The sequence below is a fragment of the Janibacter sp. GS2 genome (assembly GCF_051200835.1).
Classification (GTDB): Bacteria; Actinomycetota; Actinomycetes; order Actinomycetales; family Dermatophilaceae; genus Janibacter.
On record NZ_CP195161.1, the window covers coordinates 2,016,990 to 2,042,847 of the forward strand.

Below are 25,858 nucleotides of genomic sequence, written 5' to 3' on the forward strand. Positions count from 1 at the left end.
ATGACCCAGCCCTCCTCGACCCCCCGTTCCCGCGGCACCGTGCTCGTCACCGGTGCGACCGGCTACATCGGTGGCCTGCTCGTCCCCCAGCTGCTCGACGCGGGCTGGGGGGTGCGTGCCCTCACCCGCTCCGCGGAGAAGTTGCGCGGCGCGGAGTGGGCCGACCGGGTCGAGGTCGTCGAGGGGGATGCCACCTCCGTCGAGGACCTGCGCCGGGCGCTCGAGGGCGCCGACGTCGCCTACTACCTCGTGCACTCCATGGACGGTGGTGGCGACCTCGCTCGGCGTGACCGGGAGCTCGCCGAGGGTTTCGCCTCTGCGGCCGAGGACCAGGGTGTCGGGCGGATCGTCTACCTGGGTGGGCTGCACCCCGAGGGCGCGGACCTCTCGGTCCACCTCGCCTCGCGGGTCGAGGTCGGCAAGGTGCTGCTCGAGTCGCCCGTCCCCGCAGCAGTGCTGCAGGCCGCCGTCATCCTCGGTGACGGGTCGGTCTCCTTCGACATGCTGCGCTACCTCACCGAGCGTCTGCCCGCCATGGTCGCCCCGCACTGGTTGCGCAACCGGATCCAGCCGATCGCCGTCGACGACGCGCTGCACTACCTCGTCGGTGCCGCGGACCTCCCCGCCGAGGTCAACCGGACCTTCGACATCGGCGGACCCGATGTGCTGACCTACGAGGACATGATCCAGCGCTTCGCCACGGCGACCGGGCTGCGCCGGAGGCTCATCCTCGGGGTGCCGCTGCTCACCCCGTGGCTGGCCAGCCACTGGGTCGGCATCGTCACGCCCGTGACGGCCGACGTCGCCAAGCCCCTGGTGGGGAGCCTGATCCACGAGGTCGTGCGACGGGAGTGGGACCTCGACGAGTACGTGGGCCAGCCGCCGGAGGGGCTGCTCGGGTTCGATGACGCGGTGCGGAGGGCGATGCGCGGGGTCCGTCACGACCGCGTCCTGCGCGATGTCCTCGCGGTGACCGCGGCGACCGTCGCGAGCGCGGGCATCGGCGCCGCGGCGACCCAGCCGGAGACCCGGTGGTACCGCTCGCTGCAGCAGCCACCGTGGGAGCCGCCGACGATCGCCTTCCCGCTCGTGTGGACCCCGCTCTACGCCGACATCGCGGTGACCTCCGTGGCCACCCTGACCCGGCTCGAGGGCGAGGAGAAGGTCGACGAGGCGAACGCCTACCGGCGTGCCCTGTGGGCCAACCTCGTGCTCAACACGGCATGGAGCGTCATCTTCTGGCGCCTGCGCCGCCCGGGCCTCGCCGCCGCGGAGGCCGGGATCCTCGCGGTCAGCTCGGCCGACCTCGCCCGCCGTGCGGCGCGGGCAGGGGGGCGCACCCGGTGGACGCTGGTGCCCTACCCGGTGTGGACGGCCTTCGCCGCGGCGCTCTCCACCTCGATCGCGCGGCGCAACCGCACGCGCTGACGGAGCGCCGCCCCGTGCGGACGCGGGGTCAGATCGACTGCTGCGAGGCCCGGGTGACCTTCGCGAAGACCGTGGACCCCCCTTCGGTGATCAGCAGCACGTCGTAGGGGTCGAAGGCCTCGCCCTGCTCCATGCCCGGGGTGCCCACGGGCATAGCCGGCACGCTCAACCCCCGCGCGCCCCGGGGTGGGTCGGCCAGGTACTCCACGATGAAGCGGGCGGGGACGTGACCGACGAAGACGTGACCGTCGCGGTTGCTCGCGAGGTGGCACGACTGCAGGTCCAGGGGGATGTCGTGGCGCTCCCAGACCTCGTGCAGCCGCTCCGGGTGCTCGGTCGTGACGGAGAAGCCGTTGTCCTCCGCGTGCTCGATCCAGCCGCTGCAGCAGCCGCAGGAGGGGTCCTTGGAGACGGTCATCGCCAGTTGCGCGGCAGCAACCCCGGAGGCGGCCACCTTCGGCGGGAGGGAGCTCTGCGTCGCGGTGGAGGTCGAGCCCCCGTCGCTGCAGGCGGCCAGCAGGGTCGTCGACCCGAGGCCGGCCAGGAGGAGGAGTGAGCGTCGGTCGAGGACGGGGGAGGTGTGGGAGGAGGTGTTGATGGGCACAGAGATCACAACCGTGGAGTCGGTGGGGCAGGTGGCGAAGTCGGGGCCCGGCCGGGATGGTCCCGGCCGGGCCCCGACCGGTCAGAGGGAGGTGCGCATCTCGCGCATCGTCGTGATCTCCGCCTTCTGGTCGCGGATGACATCGGTGGACAGCTGCAGGGCCTGCGAGTCCTGGCCCTCCGTGCGGTGCTGCTGGGCCATGGCCACCGCACCTTCGTGGTGCTCGATCATCTGGTCGAGGAAGAGCTCTTCTGCGTCGTCTCCGTCGGCAGCCTTCAGCTCCTCGAGGGCCTGCGGGCTGAGCATGCCGTCGTGTCCGCCTCCGTCCTCGGACATGGACTCACCGTGACCTTCGTCGCCGGAGTCGTCCTGGTCCCAGTCCGTGAGCCAGGACTCCATCTGCGTGATCTCGGGGCCCTGGGCCTTCTTGATCTGCCTGGCCAGGGTCGTCACCTGCGGGTCGATCCCGGGCTTGTCGAGCACGATGTCGGACATCTCGATCGCCTGCTCGTGGTGCATGAGCATGCCGCGGGCGTACTCGACGTCGGCGTCGTTGAACTGCGCCGAGGACTGACTGCTGCTGGAGGACTCGGGAGTCGAGGTGTCGCTGCCGGTGGAGCAGCCGCTGACGATCAGCGATGCTGCGCCGGCGGTCGCCAGAGCCGAGATGAGGGGTGTGGTGCGCATGTGGGGTCGTGTCCTTCTCTTCGCGTGTCGGTGGGGGAGCGCTGCTCGGCCACGGGCGGGCCGAACGGGCGCGTCCTCACGTTCGGCTGATGCACAACCGAACCAACGACACGCGTGGCAGGAGACCCGACCCGGGCGGCGGGCGGTCGGCAAGGAGGGTGAGCCACGGGGGGCGCCATCGCCACGGGGAGTCAGCTCTGCCGGGAAGGAGGAGGAACAGCAACGGCAGGAAGAACAGGCACATCGCCCCCAGGGCGCCGTGCCCCTGACAGGTGCTGTCGGGACATGGCCCACCGAGCGCGTCAGCCGGCTGCGAGTCCGGGGGCGTCTGACCGGCCACGGCGTGGTGGGCGGTCGAGTCGACGGGAGGGTGATGGCCCCCGGAGGCCCCGTGCATCGCGAGCACCCCCGCGGCCACCGCCAGTGCCAGGAGCACCAACCCCCACGACGTCCACGCGCCACGACCCCGGAGGGCTGTGCGCACGCGAGGAAGGGCTGTCATGCCCCCATCCTACGAGTACCCCCAGGGGGCATGGGGGTGGGTCATCGGACAGCCGGGTCGTGGGCCCTGTCCGTCCCCTACGACCCTGCCGGCCAGTCGTCGGGCACCGGCTCGCCCCGCTCCACGACGGGCTCGTCGGCCGGCGCCACGTCGGCCCACGAGTCCTGGGGCCGGTAGCCCAGGTCGAGCATCGTGCTGGTGAGGTCCCAGCGTCGGTTGGGATTGTCGGAGATGGCGTAGTAGATCCCGAAGTCGATCTCCGCCTCGATCGCACACCGCACGATGCGCTCGGTGTCGCCCTCGCTCAGCCACATCGCGTGGAGGAGGTCGATGTCGGTCGTCGTGGGGTCGTCGGCCAGCCAGCCGATGCGCAGGGCGATGAAGGAGAGCCCGTACTCATCGTGGTAATAGCGCCCAAGAGTCTCGCCGAAGGCCTTCGACACCCCGTAGAGGGAGTCGGGGCGGGGGAGGTGACTCGGGTAGACCGGCCACTCCTCGTGGCGGTCGTACATGCCCATGACGTGGTTGGACGAGGCATAGACGACTCGGCGCACACCGGCGTCGCGGGCCGCCTCGAGGACATTGCGCGTGCCGATGATGTTGGCACCGAGCACGCTCTCCCAGCCCGCCTCGGGCGAGGCGCTGCCGGCCAGGTGCACGACGGTGTCGACGCCGTCCATGAGCGCCCGCACGTCGTCGTAGTCGGTGACATCCGCGCCGAGCACCGCGGGTGAGGCGTCCGGCCGCGCGGTGCGGCCGTGCCGGCGCACCTCGTACCCGTCCCGGAGTCGCTGCGAGAGCACCGAGCCGACGTTTCCGGTGGCCCCGGTGATGAGGATGCGTCGCGTCGTCACCTCACCAGTGTCCTCCTCCTCGTCGGGCCGTCGCGAGGCGGAGCCGGACGACGTCGCTACGATCGTGTTCCACACCGGAAGGGGAAGATGTGAGCGTCCTGCGCTACGTCGCCATCGGCGACAGCCTGTCCGAGGGCATCGGCGACGAGCCCTGGCCCGGAGGTACGCCCCGCGGCTGGACCGACCGGTTGGCCGAGCTGCTCGCGGCCCACCACGGTGAGGTGGACTACGCCAACTTCGCGGTGCGCGGCTACGGGGCGGAGCAGGTGCGCCACACCCAGGTGGGGCCCGCGCTGGCCCTCGAGCCCGACGTCGTCACCCTCACCGCGGGGATGAACGACCTGTTGTGCCCACGGTTCGATGAGGAGGCGTTGCGGCGGAGCCTGGTCGGGATCGTCGAGCCCTTCACGGCGAAGGGGGCGCGGCTGCTCGTCGTGCCGATCCCCGATGTCACCGGGGTCAGTCCTGCCGGACGCCTCATCGCGCGCCGCCGCCTGGTGCTCAACGGCATCTACCGGCATCTCGCGGAGCACCACGGGATGTTGCCACCGAAGGAGACGACCGGAACGGTCTTCGAGGACGCGCGGGCGTGGGCCGACGACCGGCTGCACCTGTCGGCCCTGGGCCACGAACGGCTGGCGGTCGCGGCGGCACAGTCCCTGGGGGTGCCGACCGACGCGGACTGGATGACTCCACCGGACGGGGCGCCGCCCCGCCGGAGCGTGCGGACCGAGGTGGCCTGGTGGCGCGCCCACGTCGCCCCCTGGGTGGGGCGGCGGGTCACTGGTCGCTCGACCGGGGACGGGCGGGTCGCCAAGCAGCCCGAGCCGGTGCGACTCACGGCGTCCTGAGCTGCTCAGCCCGCCGTGCGTGCCTCGGCGGCAGCCGTGATCTGCGGGAAGCGCTCGCCCATGGCCGCGGCGAGCGCTTGGGAGGCCTTGAGCGGGCGGGTCATGACCATGAACTCGCTGATCCTGCCCTGCTCGTCGAGGGTGAGGAAGTCACAGCCGGTGATCTCCAGACCGTTGACCTTCGCGGTGAAGACGTAGGCCTCGTGGTGCCCGTCGCGCAGCTGCCGGACGTAGCTGAAGTCCTCGAGGACCTCGACGACCGTGTGGAGGATGGCGCTGGTGATCGCCTTGCCGGCGTAGGGCGCGAAGGCCACCGGGCTGATGAAGACGACGTCGTCGGCGAGCATCTCGTCGACGGCGCCCATGTCCTTGCGTTCGATGGCCTCACGGAACATGCGCACTCCTGGTCAACGAGGTGAGTCGGTGACCGCAGCCTAGAGGACACGGTGCGGGCCACTGGAGTGCTGGGGCCCGCACCGTGTGCGGTCTGCTACTTCTTGGTGGTGGAGGTGCGCCGCAGGCGGGTGTTGACGAACTCTCCCATTCCCCAACGGCCGAGCTCACGTCCGAACCCGGAGCGCTTGACCCCACCGAAGGGCAACCCGGGGAGGGTCGTCCCGTGCTCGTTGATGTAGGCCATGCCGACCTCGAGCTGGTCGGCGATCTGCTGGGCGCGGGAGATGTCCGTGCCCCACACCGAACCGGACAGGCCGAAGCTCACGTCGTTGGCGAGGGTGACCGCGTCCTCGGTCGAGTCGACGCCGTACACGACGGCGACGGGCCCGAAGATCTCCTCGGCATAGGCGTCCATGTCCTTGGTGACTCCGGTCAGTACCGCGGGGCGCATGAAGGCGCCGTTCCCGTCGATCGCCCCACCCCCGGTGTGCAGGGTTGCGCCCTGCTCGACCGCGCGCTGGACCTGGGACACGACGGTGTCGCGGGCCGTGATCGAGGACAGCGGCCCCATCGTCGTCTCCGGGTTCGTGGGATCCCCGACCTGCGCGGCCTCGAAGACCTCGACGATCGTCGCGACGAAGTCGTCGACGTGATCGTTCGGGACGATCATGCGCTTGGGCGAGTTGCACGCCTGCCCGGTGTTCGACAGTCGGGCCGTCGCGGCGATCCGGGCCGTCGTCTCGAGATCGCCGTCATCGAGCACGATCAGCGCATCCGAGCCGCCCAGCTCGAGAACGGCCTTCTTCAGGTTCCGTCCGGCGGTCTCGGCGACGGAGGACCCGGCGCGCTCGCTCCCGGTCAGGGAGATGCCCTGCACGCGGGGGTCGGCGATCATGTCCGCGATCTGGTCGTTGGTGGCGAAGACGTTGATGTAGACGTCGTCCGGAACCCCGGCGGCATGGACGATCTCGGCCATGACCTCGGCCGAGGCCGCGCAGATCGGGGCGTGCTTCAAGATGATGGTGTTCCCGGCCATGAGGTTCGGGCCCACGAACCGGGCCACCTGGTAGTAGGGGAAGTTCCACGGCATCACCCCGACGAGCGGGCCGACGGGTGCGGTCTCGACGAGCGACTCATCGGAGCCCTGTGGGTCGAGAACCTCCGGGGCGAGCAGGTCCGGGCCGTTGTCCGCGTACCAACGGTAGATCGCACCGGCGAGGTCGACCTCGCCCTGCGACTCGGCCAGGGGCTTGCCCATCTCGGTGGAGATCAAGCTCGCAAGCTCCTCCCGGCGCGCGTCGTAGGCATCCGCGATGCGGGTCATCAGCTGCGCGCGCTCGGTGACGGGGGTGGTCCGCCAGGAGGCGAACGCCTCGGTCGACTTGGCGAGGGTCTCAGGGACGTCGGCGTCGGTCAGCTCGTCGAACTCGCGCTCGATCTCACCGGTGGTCGGGTTTGCTGTCATGTACGTGGACATGTCTGGTGCCTTTCGTCGGATGGCATGGGTTGTGGTCCTCATGCCACGGCCCTGCGGCGCAGCCGTCACGAAGGTGGGCTGTCACGCCGGGTCACGCCTTTCGGCGAGCGGGCTGGTGCATCCCCGCTGTGGTCGCTGCGCTCGCAGCGTCAGTGGAAGCGGGGTGTCGAGTGCATCATGTCCTCAACACTGCCGGGGTCGACTCGACGACTCCGTCGAGTACGACTCGACTCTATCGTGCACGATCAGATACGCCAAAAGGGAACACGGTAGGCTGCCCACATGAGCTCGACTCCCGCCCTTGATCTCGAGTTGGACCATCAGCTCTGCTTCGCCCTGTACGACGCGAGTCGCTCGGTCATCAGGGCCTATGGGCCGTTGCTGAGCGAGCTCAATCTCACCTACCCGCAATACATCACGATGCTGGTGCTGTGGGAGGCCCCGGACGCCGTGCCGGTCGGCGCGATCGGGAGTCGCCTGCACCTCGATACGAGCACACTGACCCCGCTCCTCAAGCGACTCGAGAGCCTCGAGCTCGTGAGGCGAGAGCGCGATCCCGCCGACGAGCGGCGGGTCCTGGTCTCGCTGACCACCGCGGGCGTGGAGCTGCGCGAGCGCGCCACGGCGATCCCGTGTCAGATCGCGCCGCGACTCGGCCTGGACCGTGCCGAGGAGGAGCGACTTCGCAACACCCTGCGCCAGATCACCCGCGCTCTCGACGCCGGCCCTCCGTCTCCATGACCCCTGCGCGTCCGAGCGAGGGTGCTCAGCGTTGACCTCGCCGTCGTGCCCCGCTGCGACTTGCCGCAGGGTTGCCGCCTCTGGCGCTGTCGCGGGAGGGGAGGGGGCGTGTGACGATCGATGCCATGAGACTCCGGGGGGATGTTCTGGTGCTGCTGTCGGCCCTGATCGGCGCCGTGGTGCTCTTGCTGTATTAGGGGCCGACCGCCCGGAGGGCGTCGGAGAGCACGCTCATGGCCGCTGTGGGGTTGTCCCAGAAGACCATGTGGCCGGCGGCCTCGACCGTGTGCACGGTCGCGGAGGGATTGCGTGAGGTCACCTCCGTCATCGCCGCAGCGGGCACGACCGGGCTGTTCGCGCCGCGAACGAAGGCGACCGGCTCGGGGACGTTGGGCCACCACTCGAAGAAGTCCTCGGACTCGAAGCCCTCGTGCGTCGCACCCACGGCTTCGGGCGCGCACGAGCCCAGCCACCGTGCTCGGATCCCCAGCTCCCGCTCGGGCCACGTCGGCCAGGACTGCGCGACCTCCTCGGCCGTCGTCCCTCGCAGCGCCTGCTCGACCTGCCCCATGAAGGCGGCCCGGGTCGTCGGGTACGGGTCGCGCCCGGGCCCGGAGAGCGGGGGGTCGATGCACACGACGCCTCCCGGACCGACCCGGCCCCGTGCGGCGACGAGGGTGACGATCCGCGCGCCCATGGAGTGCCCGACGAGGACAGCGCGCTCGCCGTCCACCAACGCGGTGATGGTCCGCTCCAGGTCCTCGGCGTAGGCAACCATCGAGTAGTCATCACCGGACTGGGAGAGCCCGCGGCCCCGAACATCGGGCACGAGCACGCGTCGCTTGCGGGCCAAGGCCCCAGCGACGAAGTCCATCCCGATGGCCGGCATCGAGATGCCCGGCACGAGGACGATCGGTGCCATGGAGGCGTCCGCCGACGGGCCCGGGTAGTCGAGCACGTGGAGCCCGGGCCGGCCACCGATCCATCGGCTCACGGCCCCGGTTTCCGTCAGGTCGGCCACAGCGGTCAGGGATACGGTCCGGTCGGTCATGCTCGTCCTCCTTGGCCCGACGGGGTGTCGGACAGATGGGTGAGCGCGTCATCGAGCGTGATGACGTCTCCGTACTTGGCGTGGATGTCGAAGAGATTCGCCTCGTGCGGGCCCCGGGCGCGGTCACCGACCGCTTCGCGCGGCACCAGGACGGAGAAGCCGTCCTGGACGGCATCGACGGCTGACGCCCGGATGCAGCCGCTCGTCGTGGCTCCGGCGAGGATGACGGTGTCGCACCCGGCGGCCCTCACGAGGGCAGCCAGGGGGGTGCCGTGGAAGGCGGACGCCCCCTTCTTCTCGAGGACGATGTCGCGGGCGTGGTCGACGGGCAGCCGCGGATCCATCGTGACCGCCGCACTGCCCTCCAGCATGCCGCGCATGCCAGTCGCCTTGGTCAGCCACGTCGTGGCACCAGGGACGATCTCGGCAGCGCTGTAGACGATCCGGGTCAGGATGACCGGGTGACCTGCCTCATGAGCCGTCTCGATCAACCGGGACGCTGCCGAGACCACGTCGGTGAGGTCGCAGCCGGCGTCGAACGTCGGCTCCGTGAAGCCGCGGGTCAGGTCGATGATGATGACGGCCGGTCGGCCACGGGTGACCGAACCTCCCCAGCCCGCCCGTTGGTAGGTCGCCTCGGTCCCTGCGTCGTAGAGGGGGGAGTCGTCGTCGTTCGTTGCGGTCACGGACTGTCCTTTCGTCATCTGCGGCGCCCGAAGGCGCGCGTGAGGATCCAGCCCTCGAGGCAGCCGGCGATGAACGTGCCGACCAGCGTGAGGGTGCGGCGGGTGGGCTCGTCGAGAAGCATGCCCATGCCCGCGGACGTCGACGCGGGTGCGAGCTTCTGGGCTGCACCCACCTCGCGCTCGGACTCGGAGGCAGCGACCGTCGACGGGTCGGCAGGGGCAGCCTGGTCCTGGTCGAGCAGGGCGGCCATGTTCGCGGCGAACTGGTTGAGCACCTTGGTCGAGACCGTGGCGATGGCGCCCTTGCCGAACTGCACGAACTTGCCGCGGATGTTCAGCTCTGTCGTCAAGGACAGCACCGCTCCGTCGGGGTGCTCGTGGACCCCCAACCGGACATCGGCTTCGGCCTCTCCGTTGCCCTTGACGTCGGTGCCCCGGCCCACGATGTGCATCGTGCGTGCTGACTCATCCACCTCGAGGAAGCGCAGGACACCCTCGAACGATGCCCCGATCGGCCCGACACGGACCGAGACCCGACCCCGATACCCGTCCTCGCCCTCGCGTCCCACGAGCTCGGCACCGGGCATGCACGAGGCCACGCGCTCCACGTCATTGATCAGGGCGAACACCTGCGACGGTTGCGCTGCGACAACGGCCTGGTTCTCGATCTTCATCAGCTCGCTCCTTCCGCGACGTCGGCGTCGTGGCCGCGCCGAGTGCGGGCCACCTGCTCGACTGCGTCGACGATGGTTTCGTATCCCGTGCACCGGCAGAGGTTCGCGGACACCAGCTCGCGCACATCCTCACGAGTGCCGTCCTCCAGGTGCGCGATCCCGCCCTCCGCGAGCATGAGCATCCCCGGGGTGCAGAAGCCGCACTGCAGGGAGTGGCAGGCGGTGAACGCCTGCTGAAGGTCATTGAGACCTCCCTCGTCCGCGAGGGACTCGACGGTGCGGATCTCGCAACCCTGGGCCATGACCCCGAACATCAAGCAGGAGCGCACCGGCTCCCCGTCGAGGAGCACGGTGCACGCACCGCAGATCCCGTGCTCGCAGGCCACGTGGGTGCCAGTGGCACCGACACGGTGGCGGAGCACGTCCACGAGGGTCTCCCGTGCCTCGACGAGTAGCTCGTGCTCCTCACCGTTGACGTTCAGTTCGATGAGGTGGCGGTCATTCATCGGGTGCCTCCGTTGATTGCCGCGTGCACCGCACGCGGGGTGATGGGGGTGCGGGTGAGGAACCCGCCGCTCGAGGCCAGGGCGTCATTGACCGCGGTGAGCACGGCGCCGGGTGCGCCGATGGTGCCCCCTTCGCCGGCCCCCTTCGCGCCGGTCTCGTTGTAGATGCACGGGGTCTCGAGGTGCGCCATCCGCACATCGGGGGTCTCCATCGCCGTGGGCACGTGATAGTCCATGAAGCTCGCGCAGGAGGGCTCACCGTTGACGTCGTAGGTGATCTCCTCGTACAGCGCCCCAGCGATCCCCTGCGCGATGCCCCCGCGGGCCTGGCCCTCGACGATCTGGGGGTTGATCGCCACACCGCAGTCCTCCACGCAGAAGTACCGCAAGATCGTCACGGCTCCGGTCTGTGGGTCCAGCTCGACGACGGCAGCCTGCGTGGCGTTGGAAAAGGTCCCATCGTTGGTCACGTCGAAGGATGCCGTGGCGTGCAGCCCGGGGCCCACCCCCTTCGGCAGACGGTGGGCCTGAAGGTAGGCGACGTTGGCGAGCTCGTCGTAGCCGAGTCGCTCTCCCGGGGAGTCCAACCGGTGGACGCCACCATCGCGCAGCTCCAGGTTCTCCAGGTTGGTCTCCATCAGGTGAGCCGCGATCTCCAACAGGTCGTCGCCGAGCGCCCGCGAGGAGAGCTGGACCGCGCTGCCCCCGATGACGGCGGACCGCGAGGCGAAGGTGCCGAAACCGTAGGTGATCCGGTCCGTGTCCCCCTGGTGGAGCTTCACCCGTGACGGGTCGAGCTTCAGCGCGTCGGCGACGATCTGGGCCATCGTGGTCTCGTGTCCCTGACCGTGGCTCATGGTCCCGCTCGTCACGGTGACCGTGCCATCGAGATCCATCCGGATGTCGGAGATGTCGAAGCCGGGGACGACGAGCATCTTGCGTGCCGCGAAGGCGGACGACCCGTAGCCGGTGCGCTCGCTGAAGCACGAGAAGCCGATCCCGACGTGGCGTCCCTGCGTGCGGGCCTCGGCCTGCAGCTCGAACCATCCCTCGTCCCTGACCATCTCCTCACACAGTTCGAGCGACTCGAGGTAGGAGCCGGGGTCGTAGGTGATGTTGTTGATCGATGTGTAGGGGAACTCGGTGATGAGGTTCCGCCGGCGCAGATCGAGCCGGTCCATGCCGAGCTGGACCGCGGCCCGGTCCATGAGCTGCTCGAGGAGCATGACGTACTGCGGCCGGGAGACGCCGCGGTAGGGCGCCGTAGGGGCCTTGTTCGTCGCCACCGCCCGACCCCGCACCCGGTAGGCACCCAGGCGGTAGACGCCGGGCATCTCGCCCGAGGCCATGAGTGGCTCGATACCGGCCGTGAAGGGATAGCAGGAGTAGGCGCCCATGTCGCAGACGACATCCACCTCCAGCGCCAGGAAGTCCCCCTCGGCCGAGAACGCGGCCCGGGCGCGGTACTTCTGCTCGCGGGCCAAGAAGGAGGCGGTCAGGGCGTCCTTGCGGTCCTCGATCCACTTGACGGCCCGTCCGACCTTCACGGCAGCGGCCGCCACCGCGATCTCCTCGCGCCCGACGACGCACTTGAGCCCGAAGCCGCCTCCCATGTCGGGGACGATGACGCGGACCGACCGCTCCGGCAACCCCAGACACCCGGCGGCGGCGGTGCGCACGAGGTGCGGGACCTGGGTGGGGGTGTGCAACACCACCTGCTGCTCCCGTTCGTCCCACTCGGCGAGCGCCGCGCGGGTCTCCATGGGGAGGGCGTTCTGGCGCCCGGACTCGACGGTCAGGTGAACGACCTCGTCGGCCTGGTCGAAGGCGTCGTCCACGCCCGGTGTGTCGAAGAGGCTGACGTCGACGAAGACGTTCTCCGGGACTCCCTCGTGGATGCGTCGGGAGCCCTCGGCCAGCGAGACATCGGCATCGACGATGGCGGTGTGCGTGTCGTAGTCGACCTTCGCCGCCTCGACTCCGTCCTCGGCGGCGTAGGGGGTCCTGGCGACGACGATGGCGAGGGGCTCGCCGATGAATCGCACGGTGTCGTGGGCAAGGACCGGCATCTCACTGGGGCGGAACTGCTCGAATGGCCGGTCGAGCAGTGCGGCGATCGGCGACATGATGAGGTCGTCTGCCGCATAGGCGGCCACGACCCCCGGGACCTGTCGCACGTCCTCGAGGTCCACCCGGAGAATGCGGCCGAAGGCCACGCGACTGCGCACGAACTGGGCGTACAGCTGCCCTGGCCGCGAGATGTCATCGACGAACCTCCCGGCTCCGGTGAGCAGGCGGGGGTCCTCACGCCGACGCACCGAGGCGCCGATGAAGGCTCCGTCGCTCTTCATGGTCGGCGGTCGGTCGGTCGAGTTGTGGATCGCGCTCATCGTCCCCGGGCCTCCTGCACGGCCCTGGTCACCATGGTGGTGACGAGGTCCCGCTGGTAGTCGTCTTCGGTCTCGAGCGTGTCGAGGTCCGCGCTGGTGGCGGCGCGCAGATCCTCCTCGGTGAGGTCCTCCCGAGAGAGCGCCTGCTCGACCGCTGGTAGTCGTGCGGGGGCTGGAGCGGCACCGCTGACGACGGCTCGCGCACCCCGACCCTCGGGCGACGGGAGGACGACTCCCGCCGAGGCCAGGGCGAAATCACCGTGGCGGAGGCCGTACTCGGCGAAACCGGTGGCACCGCTCGCCCCGGGCAGGACGACGCGGGTGAGGACCTCCTGCGGCTCCAGGGCGCTGGTGTAGAGACCGAAGAAGAAGTCCTCGGCGGCGATCTCCCGCTCACCCCCCGGACCCTGAGCCACGATGCTCCCGCCGAGAAGAACAGCGAGCAGGGGCCACTCGGCCGAGCCGTCGGCGTGGGCGATGCTCCCACCCACGGTGCCGCGAGCGCGGATGGGCAGGTGACCCACGTGGCGCATCGTCGTCGCGATGATCCGGTGTCCCCGGCTGCGCCGGATCGTCTCGCTCTCGAGGACGCGCTGGTGGGTGGCCAGAGCGCCCAGCGTCAGATCGCGGCCGTCCAGGGACACCTCGTCCAGCCCGGGAACGCCCGTGATGTCGATCAGGTGCTCGGGGCGGGCCAGGCGAAAGCTCATCATCGGCACGAGGGACTGCCCCCCGGCCACGATCTTCGCCTCGTCGCCGAGCGCGACCAGCAAGCTGATCGCGTCCTCGACGCTCGCGGCCCGGTGGTACTCGAAGGGTGCTGGCTTCACGTGGATCGGCCTTTCGTTTCCTCGTCGGTCCACCGGCGCCACCTGAGAAGCGGTGCTGATGGACCGTGCACGTCCATGAACCAGAATCGGCCGACGGGAGTCAGCGACGGAACTGGTAGTGGAAGGACTCCATGTCGGCGTTGTTGAGCGGACTGCCACTCCACAGCCACTCGTAGGAGACGTCGGACTCCCCATCGAAGCTGGCGAGCTTGAGGTCGCGCTCCTCCTGCTCCGGACCGTCGGGCAGGTGGTAGAAGTCCTTGTTGCGCAAGGACGCGTCCTGGACCATCCCCGCGTGCTTGGAGCGACGGGCCACGTACCGGGCGAGGGCACCCGGAATGTCCTGCCGGGTGGTCGCACCGAGTTCCTCGGCGAGGACCGCGGCGTCCTCCATCGCCTGCGAGGCTCCCTGGGCCTGGTAGGGGAGCATGGCATGGCACGCGTCGCCGAGGAGGGCGACCTGCCCGTCGACCCACACGGGATCGCGGCGACGGTGGTACATGGCCCAGACGCTGCAGTCGTCACCGGCCTTGGACAGCATGGACGTGACGCGGTCGTCCCAGTCCTTGTACTCCTCGAGCATCTCCTCGACCGTCGCCGCGCGAGCCCAGCTGTCGGCGATCCCTTCGTCAGCCGGGACGATCGCGACGATGTTGAGCAGGTCGCCACCACGGAGCATGTAGTGCACGAGGTGACGATCCGGGCCGTACCAGATGGTGCTCTGGAAGCGGTCCACGAGCCATCGCGTCGCCGGGTCTGCACGGATCTTGTCGCCGGGCACGAGCACGCGGTAGGCCATCTCTCCGGAGAAGACCAGGGTGTCCTCTCCACCGATGGCGTCGCGCACGGCCGAGCGGATGCCGTCGGCGCCGACGACGACGTCGCCTTCGACACGGCGCCCGTCGGCGGTCGTCACCACGGGGCGACGCACGTCGCTCTGGTCGATGTCGGTGACCTCGGCGTTGGTGATGACCTCGACCACGGGGCCGTGCCCCTGGGGGTCGGTGCACGCCTCGTGGATGACCTGGTGCAGGTCGGCCCGGTGATAGTGCCAGTACGGTGCGTTGTAGGTCTCCTTGCAGTAGTCGCCGAGGGCGGTCAGCGCGATGATGCTGCCGTCCTTCCACCGCCGCCGCACCTGGTCCTGGGGCTCGGTCTTGATCCGCTCGAGCTCGGGGAGGAGGCCGAAACCCATGAGGATGCGGGCGGCGTTGGGTGCGGTCTGGATGCCCGCTCCGACCTCACCCAGGGCAGCGGCACGCTCGAGCACGGTGACCCGCAGTCCCTGTTGGCGCATGGCGAGCGCGGCGGTGAGCCCGCCGAGGCCTCCGCCCACGACGACGACTTCGAGTGACTGACTCATGGACACGATGGAACCTCCTGATGGGGCAGGGCTGATGTGGCTGGCTTCGGGCAGCGGCTGATCGAGGGGACGACCCTGCCGGGGAAGGGGGGGTGCTCAGGACTCCATGAGCTGCCCGTCGACGACGACGGACGTCTCATCGAGGGTCACGGTGCAGTCGCGCATCGCGATGTCGAGGTGGGCGTACGAGTCGCGGTGGAGGACCGGGTGCGGTCCCGTCGACCACAGGAAGTTGCCGGCGAAGGCCCGCGCCTCCATGCCCATGACCTCGTGCTTGGCGTACATCGCCTGGGCGAACCAGTCGGCGGTCTTCATCAGGCCCCAGCCCATGTGGGACAGGTACCGGGCCCACTTGTCCTCGGAGTCGTGGAAGAAGGTGTTGATCATGTGGGCGTCCGCGCCACCGCTGACCTTCTCGATGTGGCCACCGGCCACCTCGAGCGTCACCGGCTCCCGGATGTACTCCTTGAACGGGAGGATGATGTCGCCGGGGGAGAGGACGATCCGTCCATCCGACAACTCCGGCCAGCAGAGCACCATCGTGCTCGGCCAGTGGTCCCACCGGCCCGGGTCGTCGCTGAAGCCCACCTGGAAGTCGCAGCGCACCTTCTTCAGGTCGACGGTCAGGTCCGTTCCGGCCGCGCTCGTGACGCGCATGGTCGTCGCCTCGTGAACGAGCCGCTGACCGGCGAGCACCCGATCCTTGTCGTGCGCCGTCGGCATGTTGCGCACGAGGACGTCCGGTGCGTCACAGACGAAGAGGATGCGCGTCCCCGAGGCAAGGACCTCGTCCTGGATCGGGGCGTGGATGAACCCCTCACGCGTCAGGTCGAGCACCAGGTCCGCACTCTTGAGCAGCTCCTGCGCGACGGAGTCCTGGAGGACGGAGACCAAGCCGGGCCCCGCTCCCGTGTGCGTGCTGGGAACCGGGTCGGGGTTGCCGCCGGGGACGGTGGCAACGATGACGTGCGCCCCACAGGCCTTGGCGGCCGCGAAGGATGCCGCGACGTAGTCCTGTCGACTGCTCGGCTCGGCCAACACGACGACGTGCTCGTTCGGCTGGAGCCGGCACAGGTGCAACTCCTCGGTGAAGGCCTGTACGAGGTCCGCGGACATCAACTGATTCATCGGTGCATCTCCTGAACTCCGCTCGGCTGTGAGCGGTACCTAGATCGTTTCTATACGAACGGCTTTGGGTTCGTCAAGGGGTGTGACCGAAGCTTGACCAGCTCAGCCGGCTGCGGACCTTGCGCTGTGCGCCGGGGGAGGGGGTTGCCCGGCATGCTTCGACCGTTCGCCGAATGCACCCTTGCCAAGAACCTGATAGTTCGTGTACCAACTACCTATGACTACAACCGTTCGAACCCACCACGTCGGCTTGATCGTGCCGAGCTCGAACCTGACCATGGAAACCGAACTGCCCGAGGTCCTCGGCGGACGGCGGGCCCTGCATCCGCAGGATCGGTTCGTGTTCCACTCCAGCCGCATGCGGATGAAGCGCGTGACACCGGAGGAGCTGACGGCGATGAATGACCAGACGGAGCGGGCCAGCGTGGAGCTGGCCGACGCACGACCCGATATCGTCACGTCAGCCTGCTTGGTCGCGATCATGGCCCAGGGGGCGGGTTATCACTGCACTGCGGAGGAGCAGATGCGCACGGCCCTCGCCAGTGAGGGCGTCGACGCACCCGTCGTCAGCAGTGCCGGCGCCCTGCTGCGGGCGCTCCACGCTCTCGACGCGAAGAAGGTGGTCATGGTCACGCCCTACATGAAGCCGCTGACCCAGCTCGTCGCGGACTACGTCGCTGATGACGGCTTCGAGGTGCTCGACACGCTCTCCCTCGAGGTCGCGGACAACATCGCCGTCGCTCACCTCGACCCGATGGACCTCACGGAGCACTGGAAGCGGCTCGACGGACTGGAGGAGGCCGACGTGCTCGTGCTGTCCGCCTGCGTCCAGATGCCGTCGCTGGCGGCCATCCAGGCCGTGGAGGACGCCTACGGCAAGCCGGTCATCTCGGCAGCGACGGCCACCGCATGGTCGATCCTGACCGACCTCGGCCTCACCGCAGAGGCGCCCGACGCGGGCTCCCTGCTGAGCGGCCGGTACTGAACATCAGCCCTGCAGACATCCCGCGGGGACGCCACGCGCGCCCCTGAACAGCACCACCCCTTCCACCCCGTTTCCCGCGCCCAGGACAAAGGAGTCCACGATGGACCGCACCAGCAAGCCAGGCCGAAGCAAGAAGGGATGGTGGCTCACCGTGCCACTCGTCCTGATCCTGCTGAGTTTTCTCCTGCCCTACACGGTCTTCACCACCATGGACGTCTGGTACGGCAGCTTCCTCTTCTGGACGCTCGCCACAGCAGTGGTGATCGGCGTCAACGCCATCATCACGTCCGACTGGAAGGACTGACATGCAGGCCACCTGGATCTGGATCGGTATCTCGATCTACATCGCCATCGCCCTCGTCACCGCCTTCGTCTCTCGAGAGGGCAAGTCGGAGAGCATGTCCGACTACTTCCTCGGCAACCGTCAGATGGGCGGCTTCGTCTCGGCGATGAGCTACAGCGCCACGACCTACAGCGCCTTCATGCTGGTCGGACTGGCCGGGCTCACGTACTCGGGTGGGGTCGGCGCGCTCGGCTTCGAGTTGATCTATCTCTCGGGCGTGACCCTGGTCGCGATCTTCGGCCCGCGGTTCTGGCTGGTGGGCCAGAAGTACGGCTACGTCACCCCGTCCGAGATGCTCGGCCACCGGTACGAGAGTCGAACGGTCGGTGTGATCACCGCACTGACCAGTTGCGTCTTCCTCATCCCCTACGCCGCCGTGCAGCTGGCCGGTGTCGGGTACCTGGTCAGTGGCATGAGCGATGGCGCAGTCAGCTTCACCGCCGGCACGATCCTGGCCACCATCATGGCGATCGTGTTCTCGTTGGTCGCCGGCCTCCGTTCGGTTGCCTGGACCGACTCCCTGCAGGCCATCATGATGGTCATCAGCGCCACCCTGGTCGTCGGCTTCGTGGTCTACCGGCTCGGCGGCGCCGGGGAGTTCTTCAGCTCGCTCAGCCGTGACCACAGCGGGTCCCTGTCGGTGCCAGGCAACGGGTTCTTCTCGTTCAGCGTCTTCCTGGGGCTGACCCTGCCGTGGATCTTCTTCAGCATCTCCAACCCGCAGGTCAGCCAGCGCCTCTACACACCGCGCTCGATGGGCGACCTGCGCAAGATGCTCCTCGGGTTCATGGTCTTCGGCTTCATCTACACCATGGTCTCGGTCATCTGGGGCTTTGCGGCCCTGCAGCGCTTTCCCGACCTGGCGACCGGCGACCTCGCGACCCCCATGCTGCTTGCCTCCGACCTCGTCCCCGCCTTCTTGGGCGTGGTCGTGATGATCGGCATCATCGCGGCGGCAGTGTCCACCATCGACTCGATCATGCTGACCCTCTCCTCGATGGTCACGCGTGATGTCTACAGGACGATCAAGGACGACTCGACCGAGCAGCAGCAGCTCGTGGTCGGCAAGCTCATCCTGCCGGTTGTCGCCGCACTCGCCTTCGGTTTCGCACAGCTCGAGATCAATCTGATCGCAGTGCTCTCCGTCTCCGCGTCGGCGGGGCTTCTGGTCATGGTGCCGCCCATCATCGGGGCGTTCTTCTGGAAGCGCGGAACGGCCCCCGGGGTGTTGGCCGCGACCGTCGTCGCCGGTCTGCTCGTCCTCATGCTCGAGCTCACCTCCACCCGACTGCTGGGTCAGGGCAGCGGGGTCTGGGGACTGCTCGTCTCGATTGCCCTCTTCGTCGGAGTCAGCCTGGCGACGCCGGCCCCGGAAGCCCGAGCTGCTGACTTCCTCGGGCACGTCAAGGAGAAGCTGCGCGAGCACAAGGCCGTGTAGCCGCACGCGCTCGTGGCTGCGTGAGATCACAAAGCACAGCGGACGCGGACCCCCTGAGGGTCCGCGTCCGCTGTGCATTGTGCAGCAGAACGAGTTCGTCGGTCCGCGTGACGAGCGTCTAGATGTCGAAGTACATCTCGAACTCGTGCGGGTGTGGACGCATCTGCAGAGGGATGACCTCGTTCTCGTGCTTCCAGGCGATCCAGGTCTCGATGAGGTCCGAGGTGAAGACATCGCCCTCGAGCAGGAACTCGTGGTCCTCCTCGAGCGCCTTGAGCACCTCGGGCAGTGTCGTCGGGACCTGCTCGATGGCCTCGTGCTCCTCCGGGGGCAGCTCGTAGAGGTCCTTGTCCACCGGCTCCGGGGGCTCGATGCGGTTCTTGATGCCGTCGATGCCGGCCATGAGCTGCGCGGCGAAGCACAGGTACGGGTTGCTCGACGGGTCCGGGATGCGGAACTCGACGCGCTTGGCCTTCGGCGAGTTGCCCGCGATCGGGATGCGGATGCACGCCGACCGGTTGCGTGCCGAGTACACGAGGTTGATCGGGGCCTCGAAGCCCGGCACGAGACGGCGGTAGCTGTTCGCGGTCGGGTTGGTGAAGGCGAGCAGCGCGGGGGCGTGCTTGAGCAGACCCCCGATGTACCAGCGCGCGATGTCGGAGAGGCCGCCATAGCCCTGCTCGTCGTAGAAGAGCGGCTCGCCGTCCTTCCACAGGCTCTGGTGGGTGTGCATGCCCGAGCCGTTGTCACCGAAGATCGGCTTGGGCATGAAGGTCGCGGTGCGGCCGTCATCCCAGGCGGTGCTCTTGACGACGTACTTGAACTTCATGATGTCGTCGCCGGACTGGAGCAGCGTGTTGAACCGGTAGTTGATCTCCTGCTGGCCCGCGGTGCCGACCTCGTGGTGGCTGCGCTCGACCTCGAGACCGACCTCCTTCAACCTCAGGCAGATCTGGTCGCGCAGGTCGGCGAAGTGGTCGACCGGCGGCACCGGGAAGTAACCACCCTTGAAGGCCGTCTTGTAGCCCTGGTTGCCGCCCTCCTCCTTGCGCCCGGAGTTCCACGCGGCCTCGATCGAGTCGAGGAAGTAGTAGCTGCCCTGCGGCTGCGTGTCGAAGCGGACGTCGTCGAAGACGTAGAACTCCGCCTCGGCGCCGAAGAAGGCGGTGTCGGCGATGCCGGTCGAGGAGAGGTACGCCTCGGCCTTCGCGGCGACGTTGCGCGGGTCACGGCTGTACTGCTCGCCGGTGAAGGGGTCGACGATCGAGAAGTTGACGATGAGGGTCTTCTCGACGCGGAAGGGGTCCAGGTACGCGGTCTTGATGTCCGGGACGAGCTTCATGTCGGACTCGTGGATGGCCTGGAAGCCGCGGATCGATGACCCGTCGAACATCTGGCCCTCGACGAAGAACTCCTCGTCGACCGACTCCGCTGGCACGTTGAAGTGCTGCATGATGCCGGGCAGGTCGCAAAAACGGATGTCGACGAACTTGACGTCTTCGGCCTTGATGAACTCAAGAACCTCGTCAGGGGAGCTGAACAAACCATCCTCCTGGGGTGGGGCGACAGCCCACGATGACCTGCCGCATCAACTGTTGGTGACACAGTACGCAGGGCCGGTTTCTCGACCATGACCCGAATGTTTCACCGGTGTTACGTGAGACCGCGATCCCACTTGTCGAGCCCCGATCCTACCGAGGGGCGGCGTCAGCCGGTGGGGGCGTCCGCAACGCGGCCGCATAGGCTGCTCCGGTGAGCAGCAGCGCCGACCATCGAGGACAGACCCCGGACGAAGGGGGGACCACCGCCCCCTTCGGGCGTCGCCTCCTCGCCCTGATCATCGACTGGGCTGCCTGCCTGCTCATCACCAACGGCCTCATCGGCCAGGTCATCGAGCTCAGCGACGCGGCCTTCTCCTTCGTCCCGCTGGGCCTGCTCTTCGCGCTCAACCTCATCGGCACCACGCTCGGCGGGGCCACCTTCGGCCACCGACTCCTCGGGCTGCGCGTGGTGCCGCTGCGCGGGGAGTGGGTCACCCCCCTTCGTGCCGCGGCCCGAGCCGCCCTGCTGTGCCTGGTCATCCCGCCGGTCATCGTGCTCTCCGACGACGGCCGCGGCCTGCACGACCGGGCCGCCGGCACGCGCATCCTCCGCCCGGTCAGCCGGTGAAGAAGGCCTCAGCCACCCGCGCCAGGTCACGCAGGTCGCTCGTGCCGGCGAGCTCGCGCGCCGAGTGCATCGACAGGATCGGGATGCCTACGTCGATCGTGCGGATGCCCAGTCGGGTCGCGGTGATCGGCCCGATCGTCGACCCGCACGGCACGGTGTTCCTCGAGATGAACTCCTGGCTGCCCACGCCCGCGGCATCGCACCAGCCGTGCCACGCGGCGGCGCCCACACCGTCGGTCGCGTAGCGCTGGTTCGCGTTGATCTTCAGGATCGGGCCGGAGCCCAGCAGCGGGCGCACCTGGGGGTCGTGCTTCTCCGGGAAGTTGGGGTGCACCGAGTGACCGACGTCGCTGGAGACGCACCAGGAGGAGGTCAGGGCCCGCATCCGCTCCGCCCGGTCCGCGCCGAGTGCCAGCCCGATGCGTTCGAGCACGTCCTCGAGGAAGGGCCCGGCCGCCCCGGAGCGGGTTGCCGAGCCGACCTCCTCGTGGTCGAAGACGGCGAGCACCGGGATGTGGGGGGCGTCGAATCCGTCGCCGGCGGCAGCGAGGGCCACCGCACCTGCGTGCACGCTCGCGAGGTCGTCGAGGCGTCCCGCCGCGAAGAACGCGTCGTCGCGGCCGAAGACGGCACCACGAGCGGAGTCGGCGGTGACGAGGTCGTAGCCACGGATGCGGAGGGCATCGACGCTCGCGGAGGCGGCCACCTCGGCCAGCAGGTCGGCCGACTCGGGCGTGCCCAGACCCCACACCGGTTGCGTGTGGGCCTGCTTGTCGAGCGCGAGGTGCTCATTGGCCTCACGGTCGAGGTGGATCGCCAGCTGCGGCAGTCGCAGCAGCGGCCCCGTGTCGGCCAGCACCTCGGTGCCGTCGTCGAGCACCAGTCGACCACTCAGGCGCAGCTCGCGGTCGAGCCAGGAGTTCAGCAGGGGCCCGCCGTAGACCTCCACGCCCGCCTGCAGCCAGCCGAGTGAGCCGGTCGTCGGCCGCGGCTTGAGCTTGAAGCCGGGGGAGTCGCTGTGGGCGCCGAAGACGCGCACCGGAGTGGTCGCCGTGGCCGAGGCGGGCACGACCCAGGCGATGACGGCGCCGTCGCGCACCACCAAGTACCGGCCGGGGGCCTGCGGCCACGCACCGGCCTCGTCGAGCACGGCGAAACCGCTGTCCTGCAGCCGGCGCGCCACCTCGGCGGCGGCGTGATGGCTCGAGGGGCTGCGGTCGATGAAGGCGGCGAGGTCGTCGGCGTGGGCGCCCGGCGATGCGTGCACTGCTGCTCTCCTGGGGGACGGGATCAGCGACCGCGCAGGGACTTGCGGTCCATCCGCGCGCGGTTCGGGTCGACACCGGCGGGGACGCCGGAGCGCAGGCCGGGCAGGGACTTCAGGCGCTTGTTGACGACCGACATCTCCTGCTTCGACAGCGAGGGACGCAGCTTGGTCAGCGTCACGCGGATCTTGCGGGGCGGCAGCTCGCCGTCCCCGGAGCCGACGATGAAGGTGTGCACCGGCACTCCGGGCGCGATGCGTGAGACCTTCTTGCTCTCCTTGGCGAAGAGCTTGTCGACGCGGTGCTTCGGACCCTCACCGAGCAGGACGACCCCCGGACGACCCAGGGCCCGGAAGACGACGGCTGCCGCCTGGATGTCGTTGGGCTTGGTCGCGTCGGCGGCGACCGGCTCCTGGTCGTAGTACCAGCCACGACGCAGCGCGGACAGGCCACCGATCGAGGCGCCGCGCTGGCCCTCCATCTGGGCGAAGGCGGCCCGCTCACCCCGTCGGGAGAGGACGATCATCGCCGCGAGCAGCGCGAAGGGAACCGCGATGAGCAGCGAGGCGATGACATGGCCCATGAGCAGACCGATGAGCGTACCGATGCCGAGGACGACGACGAAGGCGAGGAGCATCCACAGGGTGACCTGCGGGTCGATCTCCTTGATCGTCTTGTAGACGGAGGCGATCCGCTTGAAGGGATTTTGCCGCTTGGGCTTCGTGGGCTTGTCGGACGTGCGGGCCATGGGCAGAGAGTCTAGTTGCTCACCGGGGTGACCCGGTCAGCCGTCCGTGCCGGTGGCCGGCTGGTCGAGGATGGCCTGACCGGCAGCCTTGGCCACGAGCGTCGAGGCCTCCTGGCGAGCCGGCTCGTCGATGGCTGCCTCGAGGTGCGAGAGGTGCTCGGGGATCGGGCGACCCCACTTGCGCATCGCGGTGGCGTAGAGGCGTCCCGCGCGGTAGCTCGAGCGCACGAGCGGGCCGGCCATGACGCCCTTGAAGCCGATCTCCTCGGCGAGCTCGCTCCAGTGGACGAACTCCTCCGGCTTGACCCACCGGTCGATCGGGTGGTGCAGCTGGGAGGGTCGCAGGTACTGCGTGATCGTGAGGATGTCGCAGCCGGCGTCGTGGAGGTCGCGGATGGCCTCCTCGATCTCGGCCTCCTCCTCGCCCATCCCGAGGATGAGGTTGGACTTGGTCACGAGCTCGGCCTCGCGGGCCATCGAGAGGACCTTCAGCGACTTCTCGTAGGTGAAGGCCGGACGGATCTTCCGGAAGATCCGCGGCACGGTCTCGAGGTTGTGCGCGAAGACCTCGGGCTGGGCGTCGAAGACCTGGCTGACCAGCTCCGGCTTCGCGCCGAAGTCGGGCGGGAGGATCTCGACACCGGTGTTGGGGTTGAGCGCGTGGATCGCCCGGATCGTCTCGGCGTACAGACCCGCCGCGCCGTCGGGCTGGTCGTCGCGGGCGACGCCGGTGACGGTGGAGTAGCGCAGGCCCATCTCCTGGACGGACTCGGCGACGCGGCGCGGCTCGTCCATGTCGAGGCTCGTCGGCCGGCCGGTCGCGATGTCGCAGAAGTCGCAGCGGCGGGTACACACGTCACCGCCGATGAGGAAGGTCGCCTCGCGGTCCTCCCAGCACTCGAAGATGTTGGGACAGCCGGCCTCCTGGCACACGGTGTGCAGGCCGGCGCCGCTGACGCGGCCACGCATCTCGTTGTACTCGGGGCCCATCTTCGCGGTGGTGCGGATCCACGAGGGCTTCCGCTCGATCGGGGTCTCGGCATTGCGCGCCTCGACGCGCAGCAGACGACGTCCTTCGGGTGCGACGGTCACGCAACTCTCCTGGCAGTGTCTCGGTGGTCCGGGAGGTGTCCGGACTCGCGCTCCAGCCTACGCCGCCTCCCGGGTCAGGACGAAGGGAGGAGGAGCGAAGGGGGTCAGGCGCCCTTGCTCAGGGGAAGGTCCTCGGTCATGAGCTCGCTGAGGTGCCGGCGGGCCATCGGGACGACGTCGGCGACGGTGATCGCCCGGCCGGTCTCGAGCGCGAGGGTCGAGACGTCCGCGTCGGGGATCCCGCACGGGATGATCGTCTGCGTCCACGACAGGTCGCAGTCGACGTTGAGGCTGAAGCCGTGCATCGCGACGTCCCGCGAGACCCGGATGCCGACCTGACCCAGCTTGCGGTCACGAGCCCCGTCGGCGCCGGGGACCCAGATGCCCGAGCGACCGGGCACCCGCTGGACGGTGACGCCGACGTCCGCGGCGACGCGGATCATCATCTCCTCGAGGCGACGCACGTGGGCGATGACGTCGCGCCGACCGGGCAGGTGGGCGATGGGGTAACCGACGAGCTGCCCGGGGCCGTGCCAGGTGATCTTGCCGCCGCGGTCGACGTCGATGACCGGCGTCCCGTCGACGGGTCGCTCGTGCGGGGAGGTGCGCTTGCCCGCGGTGTAGACCGCGGTGTGCTCCAGCAGCAGCGTCGTGTCCTCGAGCTCACCCGCGACGACGGCGGCGTGGACCGTCTTCTGGTGGTCCCAGGCGGTCAGGTAGTCGACGGTGTCGGGGGCGAACCCGAGCTCCTCGAAGCGCATGGCGACACCCTACGCCGGGCCCCGTGGCCTTCCCCCGCTGGTTCGATGTGTCGACGGGCGTCAGGACACCCGTCGACACATCGACTCCGCGGGGGGTGGCGACGGAGTCAGTGGGGCAGACGTCGCGTCTCGACGGGGGACTCGACGACCTGGCCGTCCGCCCCCTTCGTCACGACGTACCCGCCCTTGCCGTCGACTTCGGCGACGGCCTCGACGAGCTGGGTCCCCCGGTAGAGCAGGCCCACCCCGTCGTCGCTGCAGTGCGTCTCGCCGAGCGTGCCCTCCGCGACGAGCGCGTGGACGGTCGGCCGACGCCGCGCCTCGGAGTCGTAGTGGACGCCGTTGTCGTAGGGGAGCAGCCCGAGACCATCGGTCACCGCTCGCAGCTGCGGGCCGAAGGAGTCGGTCGTACCGCCGCGGAACCAGCAGATCGATCCTGCGCTCACCCCCGCGAGGACGACCCCGGCCTCCCACACCCGGCGGACGATCGCGTCCAGGCCGTGCACCCGCCAGACCGCCAGCAGGTTGGCCACCGATCCGCCGCCCACCCACACGACGTCCTGGGCGAGCAGGTGGGCCTCGACGTCCTCGACGCCGGGCATCGGGAAGAGGTTGAGGTGCGTCAGGTCGAAGCCGGCCCCGGCCGCGGCCTCGGAGAGGTGGGCGTTGAACCAGCGCTGGTCCCCGCCGGCCGTGCCGAGGTGGCAGATCCTGGGGCGCGAGGTCGTCCCGGACAGCTCGACGGCGTGGTGGACGAGCCCGCCGAAGGCGAGGTCGCCGCGCTCGGGACGGACGAAGCCACCGGAGGTGGCGAGGATCGTGGGCTGGTCTGCGCTCATGTCCGCAGGCTAGCCAGCCTCGGCCGGTGCGGCCCTGTGGACAACTCCCC

Annotated in this window: 26 protein-coding genes; 7 read left to right on the forward strand and 19 right to left on the reverse strand. The window is 69.2% G+C overall.

Going from position 1 to position 25,858, the window contains the following annotated elements; all coding sequences use genetic code 11:
• Positions 1-1,428 (forward strand): tryptophan-rich sensory protein, encoded by a 1,428-nt coding sequence (locus ACR9E9_RS09660; RefSeq protein ID WP_435198270.1) that lies wholly within the window; start codon positions 1-3, stop codon positions 1,426-1,428.
• Between the two features lie 28 nt (positions 1,429-1,456).
• Here ACR9E9_RS09660 and ACR9E9_RS09665 read toward each other — a convergent pair whose 3' ends face one another.
• From ACR9E9_RS09665 to ACR9E9_RS09675, 3 genes are all read right to left on the reverse strand, one after another.
• Positions 1,457-2,041, reverse strand: a complete 585-nt coding sequence (locus ACR9E9_RS09665) for a DUF411 domain-containing protein (protein WP_435198271.1) — start codon at positions 2,039-2,041, stop codon at positions 1,457-1,459.
• Positions 2,042-2,113: 72 nt separating this feature from the next.
• Positions 2,114-2,719, reverse strand: a complete 606-nt coding sequence (locus ACR9E9_RS09670) for a DUF305 domain-containing protein (RefSeq protein ID WP_435198272.1) — start codon at positions 2,717-2,719, stop codon at positions 2,114-2,116.
• A 579-nt stretch (positions 2,720-3,298) separates the two neighbouring features.
• Positions 3,299-4,075 (reverse strand): NAD-dependent epimerase/dehydratase family protein, encoded by a 777-nt coding sequence (locus ACR9E9_RS09675; RefSeq protein WP_435198273.1) that lies wholly within the window; start codon positions 4,073-4,075, stop codon positions 3,299-3,301.
• An 89-nt stretch (positions 4,076-4,164) separates the two neighbouring features.
• Between ACR9E9_RS09675 and ACR9E9_RS09680 the strand changes: the two genes are divergently transcribed.
• Complete coding sequence (locus ACR9E9_RS09680) at positions 4,165-4,926, forward strand: SGNH/GDSL hydrolase family protein (RefSeq protein WP_435198274.1); 762 nt, start codon at positions 4,165-4,167, stop codon at positions 4,924-4,926.
• Positions 4,927-4,931: 5 nt separating this feature from the next.
• On the opposite strand, the gene ACR9E9_RS09685 is transcribed toward ACR9E9_RS09680, so the two are convergent.
• Positions 4,932-5,321 (reverse strand): nuclear transport factor 2 family protein, encoded by a 390-nt coding sequence (locus tag ACR9E9_RS09685; RefSeq protein WP_435198275.1) that lies wholly within the window; start codon positions 5,319-5,321, stop codon positions 4,932-4,934.
• Positions 5,322-5,416: 95 nt separating this feature from the next.
• A complete protein-coding gene (locus ACR9E9_RS09690) occupies positions 5,417-6,799 on the reverse strand; it encodes an NAD-dependent succinate-semialdehyde dehydrogenase (protein WP_435198276.1) in 1,383 nt (460 codons plus the stop codon).
• Positions 6,800-7,081: 282 nt separating this feature from the next.
• On the opposite strand from ACR9E9_RS09690, the gene ACR9E9_RS09695 reads away from it, so the two are divergent.
• Positions 7,082-7,540: a MarR family winged helix-turn-helix transcriptional regulator gene (locus tag ACR9E9_RS09695; RefSeq protein WP_435198277.1), complete on the forward strand. Its 459-nt coding sequence runs from the start codon at positions 7,082-7,084 to the stop codon at positions 7,538-7,540.
• 193 nt (positions 7,541-7,733) lie between these two features.
• Here ACR9E9_RS09695 and ACR9E9_RS09700 read toward each other — a convergent pair whose 3' ends face one another.
• The 8 genes from ACR9E9_RS09700 to ACR9E9_RS09735 all read right to left on the reverse strand — a co-directional run bounded on the left by ACR9E9_RS09700 (position 7,734) and on the right by ACR9E9_RS09735 (position 16,168).
• The gene (locus ACR9E9_RS09700; RefSeq protein ID WP_435198278.1) at positions 7,734-8,591 is read right to left on the reverse strand and encodes an alpha/beta fold hydrolase; all 858 of its coding nucleotides are present in this window, start codon (positions 8,589-8,591) and stop codon (positions 7,734-7,736) included.
• Entirely contained in the window at positions 8,588-9,277 is a 690-nt protein-coding gene (locus ACR9E9_RS09705) for an isochorismatase family protein (RefSeq protein ID WP_435198279.1), read from the reverse strand. Before ACR9E9_RS09705 ends, ACR9E9_RS09700 begins: the two co-directional genes overlap by 4 nt.
• Positions 9,278-9,291: 14 nt before the next feature.
• The gene (locus tag ACR9E9_RS09710) at positions 9,292-9,951 is read right to left on the reverse strand and encodes an SRPBCC family protein (RefSeq protein WP_435198280.1); all 660 of its coding nucleotides are present in this window, start codon (positions 9,949-9,951) and stop codon (positions 9,292-9,294) included.
• On the reverse strand, positions 9,951-10,457 hold the full coding sequence (locus ACR9E9_RS09715; protein WP_435198281.1) for a (2Fe-2S)-binding protein: 507 nt from the start codon (positions 10,455-10,457) through the stop codon (positions 9,951-9,953). The genes ACR9E9_RS09710 and ACR9E9_RS09715 overlap by 1 nt, the downstream gene beginning before the upstream one ends.
• Positions 10,454-12,847, reverse strand: a complete 2,394-nt coding sequence (locus ACR9E9_RS09720) for a xanthine dehydrogenase family protein molybdopterin-binding subunit (RefSeq protein WP_435198282.1) — start codon at positions 12,845-12,847, stop codon at positions 10,454-10,456. Before ACR9E9_RS09720 ends, ACR9E9_RS09715 begins: the two co-directional genes overlap by 4 nt.
• Positions 12,844-13,677 carry an FAD binding domain-containing protein gene (locus tag ACR9E9_RS09725; RefSeq protein ID WP_435198283.1) on the reverse strand — a complete coding sequence of 278 codons (834 nt, stop codon included), beginning with the start codon at positions 13,675-13,677 and terminating at the stop codon, positions 12,844-12,846. The genes ACR9E9_RS09720 and ACR9E9_RS09725 overlap by 4 nt, the downstream gene beginning before the upstream one ends.
• A 100-nt stretch (positions 13,678-13,777) precedes the next feature.
• Positions 13,778-15,040 (reverse strand): FAD-dependent monooxygenase, encoded by a 1,263-nt coding sequence (locus ACR9E9_RS09730; protein WP_435198284.1) that lies wholly within the window; start codon positions 15,038-15,040, stop codon positions 13,778-13,780.
• Between the two features lie 96 nt (positions 15,041-15,136).
• Positions 15,137-16,168: a hypothetical protein gene (locus tag ACR9E9_RS09735; RefSeq protein ID WP_435198285.1), complete on the reverse strand. Its 1,032-nt coding sequence runs from the start codon at positions 16,166-16,168 to the stop codon at positions 15,137-15,139.
• A 217-nt stretch (positions 16,169-16,385) separates the two neighbouring features.
• Between ACR9E9_RS09735 and ACR9E9_RS09740 the strand changes: the two genes are divergently transcribed.
• The 3 genes from ACR9E9_RS09740 (at position 16,386) to ACR9E9_RS09750 (ending at position 18,934) form a co-directional block, all read left to right on the forward strand.
• Positions 16,386-17,153 (forward strand): maleate cis-trans isomerase family protein, encoded by a 768-nt coding sequence (locus ACR9E9_RS09740; RefSeq protein WP_435198286.1) that lies wholly within the window; start codon positions 16,386-16,388, stop codon positions 17,151-17,153.
• Positions 17,154-17,253: 100 nt separating this feature from the next.
• Positions 17,254-17,457 (forward strand): hypothetical protein, encoded by a 204-nt coding sequence (locus tag ACR9E9_RS09745; protein WP_435198287.1) that lies wholly within the window; start codon positions 17,254-17,256, stop codon positions 17,455-17,457.
• Position 17,458: 1 nt separating this feature from the next.
• Entirely contained in the window at positions 17,459-18,934 is a 1,476-nt protein-coding gene (locus ACR9E9_RS09750) for a sodium:solute symporter family protein (RefSeq protein ID WP_435198288.1), read from the forward strand.
• Positions 18,935-19,052: 118 nt separating this feature from the next.
• Here the strand turns inward: ACR9E9_RS09750 and glnA are convergent, their stop codons facing one another.
• The gene (gene glnA / locus ACR9E9_RS09755) at positions 19,053-20,477 is read right to left on the reverse strand and encodes a type I glutamate--ammonia ligase (RefSeq protein ID WP_435198289.1); all 1,425 of its coding nucleotides are present in this window, start codon (positions 20,475-20,477) and stop codon (positions 19,053-19,055) included.
• 209 nt (positions 20,478-20,686) lie between these two features.
• Here glnA and ACR9E9_RS09760 point away from each other — a divergent pair, with 209 nt between their 5' ends.
• Positions 20,687-21,103: an RDD family protein gene (locus tag ACR9E9_RS09760; RefSeq protein WP_435198290.1), complete on the forward strand. Its 417-nt coding sequence runs from the start codon at positions 20,687-20,689 to the stop codon at positions 21,101-21,103.
• Here ACR9E9_RS09760 and ACR9E9_RS09765 read toward each other — a convergent pair.
• The 5 genes from ACR9E9_RS09765 to ACR9E9_RS09785 all read right to left on the reverse strand — a co-directional run bounded on the left by ACR9E9_RS09765 (position 21,093) and on the right by ACR9E9_RS09785 (position 25,808).
• Complete coding sequence (locus ACR9E9_RS09765; RefSeq protein WP_435198291.1) at positions 21,093-22,370, reverse strand: M18 family aminopeptidase; 1,278 nt, start codon at positions 22,368-22,370, stop codon at positions 21,093-21,095. The two genes, ACR9E9_RS09760 and ACR9E9_RS09765, sit on opposite strands and share 11 nt — an antisense overlap.
• A gap of 23 nt (positions 22,371-22,393) precedes the next feature.
• Positions 22,394-23,116, reverse strand: a complete 723-nt coding sequence (locus tag ACR9E9_RS09770) for a DUF4191 domain-containing protein (RefSeq protein ID WP_435198292.1) — start codon at positions 23,114-23,116, stop codon at positions 22,394-22,396.
• Between the two features lie 36 nt (positions 23,117-23,152).
• On the reverse strand, positions 23,153-24,208 hold the full coding sequence (gene lipA, locus ACR9E9_RS09775; protein WP_435198293.1) for a lipoyl synthase: 1,056 nt from the start codon (positions 24,206-24,208) through the stop codon (positions 23,153-23,155).
• A gap of 104 nt (positions 24,209-24,312) precedes the next feature.
• A complete protein-coding gene (lipB, locus tag ACR9E9_RS09780) occupies positions 24,313-24,969 on the reverse strand; it encodes a lipoyl(octanoyl) transferase LipB (protein ID WP_435198294.1) in 657 nt (218 codons plus the stop codon).
• Between the two features lie 107 nt (positions 24,970-25,076).
• The gene (locus ACR9E9_RS09785; protein ID WP_435198295.1) at positions 25,077-25,808 is read right to left on the reverse strand and encodes a Type 1 glutamine amidotransferase-like domain-containing protein; all 732 of its coding nucleotides are present in this window, start codon (positions 25,806-25,808) and stop codon (positions 25,077-25,079) included.
• Positions 25,809-25,858: the final 50 nt, after the last annotated feature.